The 14321-nt window shown below is 41.9% G+C and carries 12 protein-coding genes; 9 read left to right on the top strand and 3 right to left on the bottom strand.

The features are described from left to right. Positions 1-19: 19 nt before the first annotated feature. Together F984_RS11560 and F984_RS11555 are read right to left on the bottom strand one after the other, a co-directional pair. Complete coding sequence (locus tag F984_RS11560; RefSeq protein ID WP_004709502.1) at positions 20-1600, bottom strand: aldehyde dehydrogenase (NADP(+)); 1581 nt, start codon at positions 1598-1600, stop codon at positions 20-22. A gap of 152 nt (positions 1601-1752) precedes the next feature. Then, positions 1753-3324: an APC family permease gene (locus tag F984_RS11555; RefSeq protein ID WP_004709500.1), complete on the bottom strand. Its 1572-nt coding sequence runs from the start codon at positions 3322-3324 to the stop codon at positions 1753-1755. Between the two features lie 449 nt (positions 3325-3773). On the opposite strand from F984_RS11555, the gene F984_RS11550 reads away from it, so the two are divergent. Continuing rightward, on the top strand, positions 3774-5153 hold the full coding sequence (locus F984_RS11550; RefSeq protein ID WP_004709499.1) for an L-serine ammonia-lyase: 1380 nt from the start codon (positions 3774-3776) through the stop codon (positions 5151-5153). A 43-nt stretch (positions 5154-5196) separates the two neighbouring features. On the opposite strand, the gene paaZ is transcribed toward F984_RS11550, so the two are convergent. Continuing rightward, positions 5197-7299, bottom strand: a complete 2103-nt coding sequence (paaZ, locus tag F984_RS11545; protein ID WP_004709497.1) for a phenylacetic acid degradation bifunctional protein PaaZ — start codon at positions 7297-7299, stop codon at positions 5197-5199. A 265-nt stretch (positions 7300-7564) separates the two neighbouring features. Between paaZ and paaA the strand changes: the two genes are divergently transcribed. The 8 genes from paaA to F984_RS11505 are packed head-to-tail and all read left to right on the top strand — an operon-like array spanning position 7565 to position 14310. Then, a complete protein-coding gene (gene paaA / locus F984_RS11540; RefSeq protein ID WP_000431128.1) occupies positions 7565-8503 on the top strand; it encodes a 1,2-phenylacetyl-CoA epoxidase subunit PaaA in 939 nt (312 codons plus the stop codon). Between the two features lie 32 nt (positions 8504-8535). Further along, positions 8536-8826: a 1,2-phenylacetyl-CoA epoxidase subunit PaaB gene (gene paaB / locus F984_RS11535; protein WP_000389648.1), complete on the top strand. Its 291-nt coding sequence runs from the start codon at positions 8536-8538 to the stop codon at positions 8824-8826. 12 nt (positions 8827-8838) lie between these two features. Next, positions 8839-9594: a 1,2-phenylacetyl-CoA epoxidase subunit PaaC gene (paaC, locus tag F984_RS11530; RefSeq protein WP_004709493.1), complete on the top strand. Its 756-nt coding sequence runs from the start codon at positions 8839-8841 to the stop codon at positions 9592-9594. Between the two features lie 16 nt (positions 9595-9610). Next, positions 9611-10111 (top strand): 1,2-phenylacetyl-CoA epoxidase subunit PaaD, encoded by a 501-nt coding sequence (paaD, locus tag F984_RS11525; protein WP_004709491.1) that lies wholly within the window; start codon positions 9611-9613, stop codon positions 10109-10111. Positions 10112-10134: 23 nt separating this feature from the next. Continuing rightward, the gene (gene paaE / locus F984_RS11520) at positions 10135-11196 is read left to right on the top strand and encodes a 1,2-phenylacetyl-CoA epoxidase subunit PaaE (protein ID WP_004709490.1); all 1062 of its coding nucleotides are present in this window, start codon (positions 10135-10137) and stop codon (positions 11194-11196) included. An 8-nt stretch (positions 11197-11204) separates the two neighbouring features. Further along, entirely contained in the window at positions 11205-11978 is a 774-nt protein-coding gene (locus F984_RS11515) for an enoyl-CoA hydratase-related protein (protein WP_004709488.1), read from the top strand. Further along, a complete protein-coding gene (gene paaG, locus F984_RS11510; protein WP_004709486.1) occupies positions 11978-12769 on the top strand; it encodes a 2-(1,2-epoxy-1,2-dihydrophenyl)acetyl-CoA isomerase PaaG in 792 nt (263 codons plus the stop codon). Before F984_RS11515 ends, paaG begins: the two co-directional genes overlap by 1 nt. A gap of 2 nt (positions 12770-12771) precedes the next feature. Then, entirely contained in the window at positions 12772-14310 is a 1539-nt protein-coding gene (locus F984_RS11505; protein WP_004709485.1) for a 3-hydroxyacyl-CoA dehydrogenase, read from the top strand. Positions 14311-14321: the final 11 nt, after the last annotated feature.

Here is a 14321-nt window from a genome sequence, read left to right as displayed (position 1 = left end):
TAAACTCCTTTAAAAAAAATTAAAGAGCAGCTTTACTCATTTCACCATTGACCAAGCGCGCGATACCAAGCGGATTGGCATTTTGAAGGGCGAGTGGCAATAAGTGATCTGGATAGTTTTGGTAGCATACTGGACGTAAATAACGGTCAATTGCCAAGGTTCCTACCGATGTACCGCGTGCATCTGAAGTTGCAGGATATGGCCCGCCGTGAACCATAGCATCACAGACTTCCACACCTGTTGGATAACCATTTAGAAGCAAACGTCCTGCTTTTTCTTCAAGTAAGGGAATAAGGGTCGCGAAGTTCTCAAAATCTTGTGGTTCGGCAATTAATGATGCTGTAAGTTGACCACGCAGACCATTTAAAGCTAGAGCGAGCTGCTCTGCCGATTCAACTTCAATCACAATTGTCGTTGGACCGAACACTTCTTCTTGAAGTAACTCATCATGCTCTAGTAAAAGAGATACATCGGCTTTAAAGAGCTGAGGATAGGCTTGTTGACCTTGCTGTGGTTGACCCGCTAAATGCTCTATTTGGTCATGTGCGAGTAATTCTTTCAGGCCATGCTCGTAGCTTCTTAAAGTACCTTTATTAAGCATGGTTTGTGGCGGTTGCTGAGCCATTGCAACCTTGAAATGGTCAAGGAATTGGCTAAATTCAGGTGATTTAATTCCAATAATTAAACCCGGATTGGTACAAAACTGACCGCAGCCTAAAACCACTGAACCACTAAGTTCGGTCGCAATTTTATCACCACGTACTTTTAGAGCTTCAGGTAATAAAATCATTGGATTAATGCTCGACATTTCGGCAAAAACAGGAATAGGTTCAGGACGTGCGGCAGCTAAATCGCATAGAGCACGACCACCTTTGAGTGAACCTGTAAATCCAACGGCTTTAATTGCTGGATGTTTTACCAGTGGCTCACCGACACCTTGACCATAAATCATGCTAAAGATGCCTTTTGGCATAGCGCATTTCTCAATCGCACTACAAATGGCATTTGCAATGTATTCGGCCGTTGCCATGTGACCGCTATGAGCCTTCACAATAACTGGACATCCAGCCGCAAGTGCTGAAGCGGTATCGCCACCAGCAGTAGAAAAGGCAAGAGGGAAGTTACTTGCACCAAATACGGCAACTGGTCCAACACCGATTTTATATTGACGTAAATCTGGACGTGGAAGTGGTTGACGTTCAGGTAAAGCCAAATCAATACGGGCACCTAAATAGTCGCCACGGCGTAATACTTGAGCAAACAGACGCAATTGGCCTGTAGTTCGCCCACGTTCACCGCGAATACGAGCTTCTGGTAAGGCAGTTTCTTGACAGACTGTCGCAATAAACTGGTCATCAAGCGCATCAATTTCACTGGCAATCGTTTCTAGAAAAACAGCACGTTGTTCTGGCGTAGTTTGTCTAAAAGCAGGATAAGCCAATGCAGCTGCTTGAGCTGCCTGATCAATTTCTTCAGGAGTGGCCTGAGCAAATTGATAGGGTAATGCTTCATCTGTTGCAGCATCGTAGCTTAATACAAACTTACTGCCTGCACTTGAACGTTGACCTGCAATAAAATTTTGACCAGTAATATTTAACATTATCAACCTCACTTGAGAGTGAACGTCAAAAGTGGTTCTTCTGACGTTGGAGAGTTATCAAAGTGAAGGTTTTACATTTGAAAATATTGTATTTTGTATACGGTATTAATCAAAAGAAAACCTTAACTTATATGTGTTTAAGCAAATGATCGCTAAGCTTCATCGTCATTTTTAATCAGTGCTTTTGGTAAACCTGAGCGTATTCCCCAGTAGTAACAACCAAGAGAAATCACCATGACGAATAAGGTGTCGAACGGCGCTGCCAATAGGTGTGTTGCGCCATCACCAAAGCTGCCAAGGTAAGAGGCAAGAATCATTAAGATGTAGTAAACAAGGAGCCATGTTGATGACTTTAACTGTTGGGCAAGGCTGACTTCTTGGGTTGGCACGTAGCGCTTAAAAATGACATAGAGTGCAAACAACACAATTTGTGCGCCTAACAACCATGAAATGACATTCCAGCCAGACCAATACACAATAAAAGACGCAATGACAAAAGCCAGTGGGCCTAGAATGGTAAATCCTTTTACATAGAATGGACGTTCAAGCTCAGGAGCATTACGGCGTAAGGCACCTACTGTGACAGGAGCAAGGGCATAACTTAAAACTAAAGCTGCCGAAACTACGGAAATTAATTTATCCCAAGATGGAAACGGCATGGTCCAAAATACTGAAAGTGCAAACGTTAACCATAATGCATAACGAGGAATACCTGATTTTGGATCTACACGCGTAAAAATACGGAAGAACGTATTACTGTTTGACCATGCATAAATGACACGTGGAGTTGCAGCCATATAGATGTTGCCGCAGCCAGACGGAGAAATAATGGCATCTGAAACAACTAACAGTGCTAACCATCCCAAACCTAATAACATGGCAATGTCGCGGTAAGGTAATGGGAACTTGTCACTAAGTCCTGACCAACCATTTGCTAGCATATCGGTAGGTACTGCACCCAAGAAAGCGACTTGAAGCACTACATAAATAATCGTTGCCAAAACGACAGATAAGATGAGTGCAAAAGGAATCGTAAATTGAGGACGTTTTACTTCACTTGCTACCGAAATAATCGGCGTTAAACCCAAGTACGCAAAAATAATACCGCCAGCAGATACGGCACCTTGTACGCCGTGAGCGCCCATTGGAGCAAACTCGGTCATTGAAAAGTTTGCAGGTTTAAAATGGTATAGAAGTGCAACCATCACTAAAACCGGCACAGCAAATTTCAATGCACTAATTAGGTTGTTGGCAATTGCAAAGGTCTTTACGCTGTAATAGTTCAATGCAAAAAATACGCATAAAAGCGCGAACTGAAACAACCATCCAATGGTCGTTGGAGTTCGAACACCATCATGTACGGCGGTAAGAGAAGGGAACCATGCGGCTGCATATTCACGAGCAGCGACGACTTCAATTGCAATTAAACTTGAAAAGGCAATGACGGTCACAGAACCCAATAAATATCCTTGTAATGGGCCATGTGAAAATACGGGGTAACGGATAATACCGCCTGCTCGGGGTAAGGCTGCGCCTAACTCACAATAAATAATTCCCAGAATTAAAACGGCAAAGCCCCCAATAATCCATGACAATATACCCGCAGGGCCGGCTTGAGAGGCCACATGACTTGCTGAAAATAACCATCCTGAACCGAAAATGGCGCCTAAGCCAATGAATGTAAGATCCATTAGAGATAACTGTTTTTTAAACTGACTTGTCATTACGTTTTCCTTAACGACAGAACTATTGTTCTTTCATATATCGTATACGATATATGGTTACTGGTAAATAGGGGAATTTTTATTCTATTTATGGGCAATGGATAATTTGAAAATTATGTAAATGTTTGTTTTTAATTGATTTTAAATGGTTTAAATTTTAACTAAATAACTTGAAAACCAAATATTTTTTATAAAAAATTGGCAAAGGTTTGTGATTTTATTTGCTCAAAAGAACAATTCTTCAATATGGGTTGAGTCATTTACCGTTTAAATTAATGGAAAATTCAATTTTTTAGAAAGACTGTATTAGCAATTGATTGTGTTGTTTTTAGGCAATGAACCATTTATTTTCAGTGCTTTATAGATGGCTTAATGATAATTTTAGAGCTATCCGAAAGGACACAATAATGACGAACATACGAATAATAATGAATCGAAGGTAGGACTACGTGTTTATTAGTGTATTTGATCTTTTTAAAATTGGCATCGGCCCATCTAGCTCCCATACAGTTGGACCAATGCGTGCGGCATACAGTTTTGTGGATGATTTATTGAAGCAAAACGATTTACAAGCAACGGTTAGAGTTCAGGTGAAGTTATACGGTTCGCTGTCGGCAACCGGTGTCGGTCATGCGACAGATAAAGCAGTTCTATTAGGCTTAATGGGTTTTGACCCTGAACATATTGATACTCAAGTAAGTACAAACTTGATTGAAGATGTTCTTGAAAATAAAGCAATCCAGCTTAATGGGCAAAAGACTATTTCTTTTGACTATAAGCATGATGTGCTTTTTTTAGATGAATCTTTGCCTTATCACCCCAATGCAATGGAATTGATTGCGTATAACGAGGCTCAAGAAATTTTATATGCAGAAACTTACTATTCGGTTGGTGGTGGCTTTATTGTTAGTCAAAGGCAACTAGTACACACTCAAACTGAAACTAACGATGTTAAGGTTCCATATCCATTTCACAGTGCGGCTGAACTTTTAAGCTTATGTAAGACTCATCATTTATCAGTGAGTGAGTTAATGCTTGAAAATGAAAAAAGCTGGCGTAGTGAGGCTGAGATTCGCAGCAAGATTATGGAAATCTGGAAAGTGATGCAGCAGTGCATTCACAACGGATTAATTAATGAAGGAATATTACCGGGCGGATTAAACGTAAAACGTCGGGCCAAGAAAATTCACGATAAGTTATTAAATAAGAAAAACTCAAACCTGATTGTGACGACTTTTCATGCCATGGAATGGGTCAATTTATTTGCCTTAGCGGTAAATGAAGAAAATGCCGCTGGCGGCCGAGTAGTGACGGCACCTACAAATGGAGCAGCAGGGATTATTCCGGCAGTTTTATATTACTACGTGACTTTCTCTAAAGATTTTTCTGAAGATAAAGTGGTTCGCTTTTTTCTAAGTGCGGCAGCCGTCGGCATTTTATGTAAACTCAATGCTTCTATTTCTGGTGCAGAAGTAGGGTGTCAGGGCGAAGTCGGCTCGGCGTGTGCGATGGCTTCGGCAGGTTTAGCCGAGATTTTAGGTGCATCACCTGAGCAAGTGGAACATGCGGCTGAAATTGGGCTTGAACATAACTTGGGTTTAACGTGTGACCCGATTGGTGGTTTGGTTCAGGTGCCTTGCATTGAACGAAATGCAATTGCAGCTGTAAAAGCCATTAATGCAGCCCAAATGGCACTTCATGATGACGATGAACACTTTGTCACCCTAGATAAAGTGATTCAGACCATGAAAGAAACAGGCAGAGATATGTCTGAGAAATATAAAGAGACTTCAAAAGGTGGCCTCGCTGTTAACGCCATTGAGTGCTAAAAAAATGAGATGGGGACGAGGTGACCCCATCTCATTTTAAACATTAAGCCTCGCGAGCAACTAAAGTTAAAATGTCGTAAGTTGCGACAAGTTCACCGCGTTGGTTTTTGACTTTAATATCCCATACCACAACCCCATGCGCAGGTTGAGACGGATCTTTTTGTGGTTTAGGCGTTTTTTGTTTACAGGTGAGTTCAACCTGAATTGAGTCACCAATTTTAACTGGTTCAACAAAACGTAAGTTGTCCATACCATAATTGGCAATCACAGGACCTTGTGCTGCATCGACAAATAGACCTGCTGCGGCAGACACAATAAAGTAACCGTGTGCCACACGCTCACCAAAGAAAGACTCGGCCGCTGCGATTTTGTCGGTATGCGCATAGAAGTAGTCACCGCTTAAACAAGCAAAATTGACAATATCTGCTTCTGTTACTGTACGACGTGCCGTTAATAAACGCTCACCAATCACTAACTCATCAAAAGACTTTTTAAATGGATGTACGCGGTCTTCGTTAACTTTCGAGCCAGCAGTCCATGAGTGGGTAATTTGCGTCAGACTGTTTGGAGAGCCTTGAATTGCAGTGCGCTGCATATAATGTTTAACGGCACGAATACCACCTAACTCTTCACCGCCACCTGCACGACCAGGGCCGCCATGTACTAAATGTGGAAGTGGTGAACCATGTCCTGTACTTTCTTTTGCTGACTCTGCGTCGAGTACATGCACACGCCCATGCCAAGGCGCAATTTTTTGAATAATCTGCTCAATATTCTCATCATTATTTTTAACGACAGAAGCCACTAAGCTACCTTCACCACGTGAAACAAGGTCAGCGAGTTCTTCAATGTTTTGATATGGCATGAGTGTACATACCGGACCGAAAGCTTCTGTGGTATGCACATGTGTCGCTTGTAAAGGCTGTTCGCAGAGTAATAAAGTTGGAGCGAAAAAAGCACCTTTTTCAGGATGATCTGCATTAAATGTAAAACTATCGTTGCCACCAAAAACAATTTTTGCATCTTTGCTGAGTTCGGCAACTTTTTCTGCAACGTCATGTTTTTGTTTAATGCTCGCTAAAGCACCCATGGTGGTTTCTTCTTTTTGAGGGTCGCCCACCACAACTTTAGCAAGTTTGGCAGTTAGCTTTTCTTGCACAGTCGCTAACAAGTTTTCAGGAACGAAAGCACGACGAATTGCAGTACATTTTTGGCCTGCTTTGGTGGTCATTTCACGGAAGACTTCACGCACAAATAAATCGACAGTTTCTTCATTTGCCTCAGGGCTTAAAATTGCACTGTTTACCGAGTCGGCTTCCATACTAAATGGAATCGAATATTTATTGAGGTGAGGGTGGTTACGTAGTTTTTGACCTGTGTAAGCAGAACCTGTAAAGGTGACACAGTCTTGTGGGCCTAGGTGGTCGAACAGGTCATAAGTTTGACCGCAAATGAGTTGTAGTGCGCCTTTTGGTAAGACATGTGTTTCCTCAATGGCTTTTACAACGGCTTGAGTTAATTGGGCACCATCGGTTGCTGGCTTCACAATACATGGCACGCCTGCAAGTAGAGTCGGTGCAATCTTTTCAAGCATTCCCCAAATTGGGAAGTTAAAAGCATTAATGTGAACGGCAACACCCGCTTTAGGGCTTAAAATGTGTTTAGCGCCGAAAGTGCCATTTTTAGATAATTGAATCCAGCTATCTTCAGTAATAATTTTTTCATCATTGAGTTCACGGCGAACCAGACTTGAATAAGCAAATAATGTCTGGATGCCACCTTCAATATCAATCCACGCATCTTTACGAGTTGCGCCTGTCGCATAAGCAAGTTTGTAGAAGTCTTCCTTACGTTCAAGTAAATGTTGGGCAATTTGTTTTAACGCATTGGCACGTTGGTGAAACGTCCAGTTAGCCAGTTCTGAACCATTCTGTTTGGCATATTGAACAACACGTTTCATATCTATGCCATGACTACTTACGGCATAAATCGATTCACCTGTAATGGCATGATAAACGGTACGTAATTCTTCGTCAGACGAATGCCAAGTTCCATAGACATAAGAAGCAAGATGAGGCAGTTGATGCTCAGACTGCTGAAAATCTGTGTCAGTTGAGGTTCCTTCTAGGTGTGCTTGTTCAAGCATGACCAAACTCCTTTTTTATTTGATACATCAATTATAAAAATTGCAAAAATATGATTCATAATTTCAGATTAATTTGTATAAAAGTCAACTTTATTTTGATTTTTAAAAGTAAAAAAGTTTTTTACATTTAACTTAATTTTATTAATTTCAATAGCTTGAATTGTTTTATTGTTGTGAATTTAATTTGATACTAAAAAATTAGTTGACTTTGTTTTTTGTGTATCGAAAAATAGATTTAAGGGTGATACCTACAGGGAATGAAAGAATGGAAAACAATTACCAGAAATTTGAACAAAATATTGCCAATGAAATTACGATCGAGGCTAAGGATCAAATGCCTGATGCCTACCGCAAAACATTGATTCGTCAAATCGGGCAACATGGCCATTCTGAAATTGTAGGTATGTTGCCTGAAGGAAACTGGATTACGCGTGCGCCGACTTTAAAACGTAAAGCGGTTTTGCTCGCGAAAGTACAAGATGAAGCGGGTCATGGTTTATATCTGTATAGCGCGGCAGAAACCTTAGGTGCTGACCGTGATGACATGATGGAAAAGTTGATTAATGGGAAAATGAAATACTCATCAATCTTTAACTATCCAACTTTGACTTGGGCAGATGTCGCTGCAATTGGTTGGCTTGTCGATGGGGCAGCCATTGTGAACCAAGTTGCGCTTTGCCGTACCTCTTACGGACCATATGCACGTGCGATGGTACGTATTTGTAAAGAAGAAAGTTTCCACCAACGTCAAGGTTTTGAAGCCATGATGGCTTTGGCAAACGGTACACCGGAACAAAAACAGATGGCGCAAGATGCAGTGAATCGTTTCTGGTGGCCAGCACTGATGATGTTTGGTCCAAGTGATGAGCATTCTCCAAACAGTGCACAAAGCATGGCGTGGAAAATCAAACGTTTTAGTAATGATGAATTACGTCAAAAGTTTGTCGATAACACCGTACCTCAAGTGTTGCAACTTGGCTTGGAAGTACCGGACCCAGATTTAAAGTTCAATGAAGAAACAGGCCACTATGAGTTTGGCGAGATTGACTGGCACGAATTTAATGAAGTGATTGCCGGACGTGGACCATGTAATCACGAGCGTATCGAAGCACGCCGTAAAGCATGGGAAAACGGCAAATGGGTTCGTGATGCAGCAGTAGTCTACGCGAAAAAACAGCAGCTTGAAGCGAACAAAGTGGCTTAACAAGATTTATGGAAAAATTTGAGGAAATCAAAATGGAAGATAAAAACAACTGGTCGCTCTACGAAGTATTTGTACGTAGTAAACAAGGCTTAAGCCACCGTCATGTAGGCAGCTTAAGAGCACCTGATGATGAAATCGCACTGCAACATGCTCGTGATGTTTACACGCGCCGTAATGAAGGAATTAGCATTTGGGTGGTTCGTTCAGAACTGATTAAGTCATCACAGCCAGATGAAAAAGCTGAATTTTTCGATCCTTCTTTAGACAAGGTTTATCGTCATCCGACTTTTTACCATATCCCAGATGGCATTGAGCACATGTAAGGGGAATGGCAAATGAATCATTCAGTTTTATCTAAATTCTTATTACATATTGGCGACAGCCAACTGGTTTTATCTCAGCGTTTGGCTGAATGGTGCGGGCATGCACCTGAGCTAGAAATTGATATTGCCTTAGCAAATATCGGCTTGGACTTGTTAGGTCAAGCAAGAAACTTTCTGACTTTGGCTGGTCAATATGATGAAGCTAAACGTGATGAAGACCAACTTGCGTATTTCCGTACAGAACGTGAGTTTTTAAACCTATTGTTGTGTGAACAACCCAATGGCGATTTTGCTCAAACGATTGTGCGCCAGTGGTTGATGGACCATTACCATTTTCATTTATTTACGGCTTTAGCGCAAAGCTCACTTCCTGAATTAAGTGCGCTTGCTGTGAAATCTTTAAAAGAAGTGAAGTATCACATCCGTTTTTCGACAAGCTGGATGGAACGTTTAAGTTTAAGCACAGATGAAGCACATCAACGTGTGCAAGACGGTTTAAATAATTTATGGCGCTTTACCGCTGAATTATTTGAACTGAGTGCAGACGAACAAGCATTAGTTGCAGAAGGCGTGATTCCAGATTTTTCAAATGAAAAAGAACAATGGAACCAAACCATTGCAGATGAGCTTAAGCGTTTCGAATTAAATGTTGCTGTGAACGGTGCTTATCGCCGTGGTGCGAAACAAGGATTACATACCGAGCATTTAGGTTATTTGTTGGCTGAAATGCAATGTATTCAAAGAACTTATCCGGGAATGACCTGGTAAGACAAGGAGGTGAGCCATGCAAATGATTCGTCATTGCATCGACCAATGTTGGGATGTTCTACAAACGGTAAGTGACCCTGAAATTCCGGTTTTATCGGTTGTCGATTTAGGCATGATCCGCGGTGTAGAGATTAACAATCAACAAGAAATTATTGTTCGTCTAACTCCGACATATAGCGGATGCCCAGCAACAGATATGCTCAAAGCACAAATTGTTGAGGCATTTACCGCAGAAGCTTTGACACCGGTCAAAGTCATGGTCGATTTATCAGAAGCATGGACCACGGACTGGATGTCTGAAGCAGGGAAAAAGAAACTGCAAGTTTATGGCATTGCTCCACCTGAAGGGTTGGCGCATCAGTGCGGAACTCACGTTCATTTAAATGATGGTGTTGAGTGCCCACGTTGTAAAAGCCGACATACCCGACTGTTAACAGAGTTTAGTTCCACCGCCTGTAAAGCACTTTATAAATGTCAGGACTGTCTTGAGCCTTTTGATTACTTCAAATGTATTTAAGTCTTTAGATAAGGAAATCAGCCATGAGCCAATTTGTACCATTAAAAGTAAAAAGTATTACGCCGCAAACCGATCAGGCAATTTGTATTGCATTTGACGTTGTACCTGAACAACAAGAACAATTTCAATTTCAACCGGGTCAACATCTAACCATTCGCCATTTAACCGAAGCGGGTGAAATCCGTCGTTGTTATTCAATTTGTAGCTATGCGGGCAAAGAAGACATCAGTATTGCGGTTAAAAAAATTGATCAGGGTCAATTTTCAAATTGGGCAAATGACCATTTGAAAGTGGGCGATGTACTTGAAGTGATGCCACCACAAGGTGTGTTTTTTCAAAAAGCAGCCAAGATGGGTGGACAAAACTATTTAGGCGTTGCTGCGGGTAGTGGTATCACGCCAATTTTATCAATTATTAAACAAGTTTTATTTGAACAACCTGAAGCTAACTTTACCTTGCTCTATGGCAATCGTTCATGGAAACAAACCATGTTTGCCGAGCAAATTATGGATTTGAAGGATCAGTTTAAAGAACGCTTTCAACTCATCAATATTTTTTCTCGTGAGTTCAACGATAGTGAGCTCATGAACGGTCGTATTGATGCAGAAAAGCTTAAGCAACTTTTTGATTATGAAGTGCTTGAAACAAACTTTGACCATGTGTTTGCCTGCGGCCCAGACGAAATGATGAATGCCGTAGAAAACACGTTGCCGAACTTTGGTATTGCCAAAGAGCGCATTCACACCGAACGTTTCCATACAGGACAAGCGCGTAAACGTAGTGTTGAAGCGGATGCAAACCGTAAAGAAGAAAAGGTCAATATCATTTTAGATGGTCGTGAACTGATTGTTTCTGTAGCTCAAGAAGATGAAAGTATTCTTGATGCGGCTTTACGCGCAGGTGCCGACTTACCGTATGCATGTAAAGGTGGGGTGTGTGCGACCTGTCGCTGTAAGGTGCTTTCAGGCGAAGTCGACATGTTCCTGAACTATAGTCTTGAAGAAGATGAAGTTGAAAAGGGCTATGTGCTGAGCTGTCAGACCTTACCAAAAGGCTCAAATGTTCGCTTGAGTTTTGATGAATAGAGGCTGTCATGCAAGAGTTGATCAAAGCCAGCACAGCAACTGACGGTGTTTTGTTATTAACCCTAAACCGTCCGGAAAAAAGAAATGCTTTAAACAATGCAACCTTGCAGTGTTTGTGCGAGTTGCTCGAAGAAGCTGAACATAATGCTCAAGTCAAAGCAGTGGTTTTAACGGGTAATGCTCAATGTTTTGCGGCTGGAGCAGATCTTAGTGAGCTAGCTGCAATGGACGCCGTGTCTTTGCAACTCGATATTCGCCCGAAGCTTTGGCAAAAAATTGATGCGTTTAGTAAGCCACTCATTAGCGCAGTCAATGGCTATGCCTTAGGCGCTGGGTTCGAGTTGGTTTTGCATTCAGACATGGTGATTTGCGGTGAAAATGCCCGTTTTGCATTACCTGAAATTACCTTGGGGATGTTGCCGGGTGCAGGTGGAACACAGCGTTTAGCACGCTTGGTTGGACAACAACTCACCATGCGCTGGGCCATGACAGGTGAGATGATTTCGGCAAAACAGGCAGAGCAACACGGCATTTGCAGTCAAGTGGTGCCGACTGAATTAACAGTTGAATATGCGATTCAACTTGCAGCCAAAATTGCCAAACAAGCGCCTTTAGCGATTCGCGTGATTAAACAATCAATTAAAAGTATTCATGAAACGACTTTAAGTCAGGGACTCAAGTTTGAACGTCAAAACTTTGTCTGGCTGGCGGCTACAAAAGATCGAAACGAAGGGATTAATGCTTTCTTTGAGAAAAGAAAGCCAGTGTTTAGAGGTGAGTGATGGACTATCAAAATATTATTGCTGAAGAAAAAAATGGTGTTGGCTACCTGACATTTAACCGCCCAAAAGCACTGAATAGCTTTAACGTTGATATGCACCGTGAAGTGGCCGAGGTTTTAAACCTGTGGACCAAAAATCCGGATGTTCGATGTGTTGTGATTAGTGGTGAAGGCCGTGGCTTCTGTGCAGGGCAAGACTTAGGTGATCGTGTAGTAGACCCAAATGCTGAAGCTCCAGATTTAGGATATTCCATTGAAACTTACTATAACCCGCTCATTAAAAAGATTGTAAATATGCCAAAGCCTGTAATTTGCGCCGTAAATGGTGTGGCGGCAGGTGCAGGGGCAAATATTGCACTGGCGTGTGACTTGGTGATTGCAGCTAAATCGGCAAACTTCGTACAAGCATTTTGTCGCTTAGGTTTAGTTCCAGACTCTGCGGGTACATGGTTTTTACCACGTGCCGTAGGCCATGCGCGTGCTATGGGATTGGCTTTGTTAGGTGACAAGCTACCGGCAGAAACCGCAAAAGAATGGGGCATGATTTGGGATGTGGTTGAGGACGCTGAGCTTAAAGAAAAAGTCACTGAACTTGCTGAACGTTTAGCGAAACAACCTACTTTTGGCTTATCTCTTATTAAAAAGGCCATTCATCAATCAAGTAATAACACCTTTGATGAGCAAATGCTGTTAGAGCGAGATTTACAACGTATTGCGGGTCGTTCCGAAGATTATCGTGAAGGGGTACAAGCCTTTATGAATAAACGTGAACCAAATTTTAAAGGGCGCTAAGCATGACAGATTTAGACTTATCTCGTGCCCGAATTGCCGTTATTGGTTCTGGCACTATGGGCATCGGCATTGCCCAGTTAGCAATTGTTAATGGGCACTCGACTGTTTTATATGATCTGGACGCTCAAAAAGCGCAGCAAGCCGCTCACGGCTTGGGGCAGACGTTTAAAAAGCTGGTTGAAAAGAGCAAGCTCACACAGCAGCAAGCGGATGAAGCTTTAGCGCGTTTAACGGTGGTCAATCAGGTTGAAGAACTGCGTGATGCTGACTTGGTCATTGAAGCGGTGGTTGAGAAAAAAGAAGTTAAACAGTCTTTATTTAAACAGCTCGCTGAAATTTGTAGTGCGCAAACCATTTTTGCAAGCAATACATCTTCAATTTCAGTGACTGCAATTGCGGCGGGCATTGCTCACCCTGAGCGGGTAGTGGGTTTACACTTTTTTAATCCTGCACCAGTCATGAAACTGGTTGAAATTGTACAAGGCTTAAAAACCCCAAACAGCTTATGTTTGACTTTAAAAAACTTGATGTTGGGCTGGAAAAAAATTCCGGTACTCACCAAGTCGACTCCTGGTTTTATTGTTAACCGAATTGCACGTCCGTTTTATGCAGAAGGTTTTAGAGCACTGCAAGAACAAGTCACTAGCTACGACCAACTCGACTATGCCTTAAAGCAGTGTGGCGGTTTTGCGATGGGACCGTGTGAACTCACTGACCTCATTGGGCAAGATGTTAACTTTTCGGTGACGCAAAGCGTTTACCAAGAATTTTTTTACGAGCCACGCTACCGTCCAAGCCTCATTCAAAAAGAATTGGTCGATGCAGGTGCTTGGGGCCGTAAATCAAAACAGGGCTTTTATACCTATAACGAAAAAAATCAGTACGAGACATTTCAGCCTCAAGCTGTAGTTGCCACACCAGTTGATGCCCATATTCAGCTAAAAGGGACTTGGTCTCAAATACCTGCGTTTTTAACACGTTTAGGTTTAAAAAGTGGATCTGCAAGTGATGACAATATCCTTCAAATTGATGATATCGACTTACGTTTAAGTCAAGGTGAGTCAGCCAATATTCATTACTTAAGCCGTAAAGTGGTTTTAATGGATTGGCACCATGATTTTGAGCATGCAGAGGCTTTAGTACTCAGTCATAACGAACTTTGTGAAGCAAGTGATCTAGCTAAAGTTGAGGCTTACTTTGCACAGTTTGGTATCAGCGTGATGTGGATTAAAGACCATCCGGCACTGTTAACTTTACGCACCATCGCTTTACTCATTAATGAAGCCTGTGAAGCAAGTTTACATGGTGTTGCGAGTCTGGAAGATATTGATAATGCCATGAAATATGGAGTGAATTATCCTAAAGGTCCTTACCAGTGGTTGACACAAATGGGCGGCGCTTATGTGCTCCAAACCTTAAATAACTTATATGCACTGTATGGAGAGGAAAAATATCGCGCGAGTATCTACCTCAAACAATATGTAGCGAAAACTCAAAACATTGCTACTCAATATTCACGTGATATGACCGAATTTGCATAATCAGGAGTCAA

It is taken from the genome of Acinetobacter nosocomialis NIPH 2119 (assembly GCF_000368085.1).
GTDB lineage: Bacteria > Pseudomonadota > Gammaproteobacteria > Pseudomonadales > Moraxellaceae > Acinetobacter > Acinetobacter nosocomialis.
The sequence above is the reverse complement of the archived record's forward strand: the minus strand, read 5'-3'. Positions and strand labels throughout refer to the sequence as shown.

What these genes read in the sequence shown, in the direction of transcription:
- F984_RS11560 (WP_004709502.1), bottom strand. Translation starts at nt 1,600, where the DNA reads ATGTTAAATATTACTGGTCAAAATTTTATTGCAGGTCAACGTTCAAGT.
- F984_RS11555 (WP_004709500.1), bottom strand. Translation starts at nt 3,324, where the DNA reads ATGACAAGTCAGTTTAAAAAACAGTTATCTCTAATGGATCTTACATTC.
- paaZ (WP_004709497.1), bottom strand. Translation starts at nt 7,299, where the DNA reads ATGCTTGAACAAGCACACCTAGAAGGAACCTCAACTGACACAGATTTT.
- paaA (WP_000431128.1), top strand. Translation starts at nt 7,565, where the DNA reads ATGGAAAACAATTACCAGAAATTTGAACAAAATATTGCCAATGAAATT.
- paaB (WP_000389648.1), top strand. Translation starts at nt 8,536, where the DNA reads ATGGAAGATAAAAACAACTGGTCGCTCTACGAAGTATTTGTACGTAGT.
- paaC (WP_004709493.1), top strand. Translation starts at nt 8,839, where the DNA reads ATGAATCATTCAGTTTTATCTAAATTCTTATTACATATTGGCGACAGC.
- paaD (WP_004709491.1), top strand. Translation starts at nt 9,611, where the DNA reads ATGCAAATGATTCGTCATTGCATCGACCAATGTTGGGATGTTCTACAA.
- paaE (WP_004709490.1), top strand. Translation starts at nt 10,135, where the DNA reads ATGAGCCAATTTGTACCATTAAAAGTAAAAAGTATTACGCCGCAAACC.
- F984_RS11515 (WP_004709488.1), top strand. Translation starts at nt 11,205, where the DNA reads ATGCAAGAGTTGATCAAAGCCAGCACAGCAACTGACGGTGTTTTGTTA.
- paaG (WP_004709486.1), top strand. Translation starts at nt 11,978, where the DNA reads ATGGACTATCAAAATATTATTGCTGAAGAAAAAAATGGTGTTGGCTAC.
- F984_RS11505 (WP_004709485.1), top strand. Translation starts at nt 12,772, where the DNA reads ATGACAGATTTAGACTTATCTCGTGCCCGAATTGCCGTTATTGGTTCT.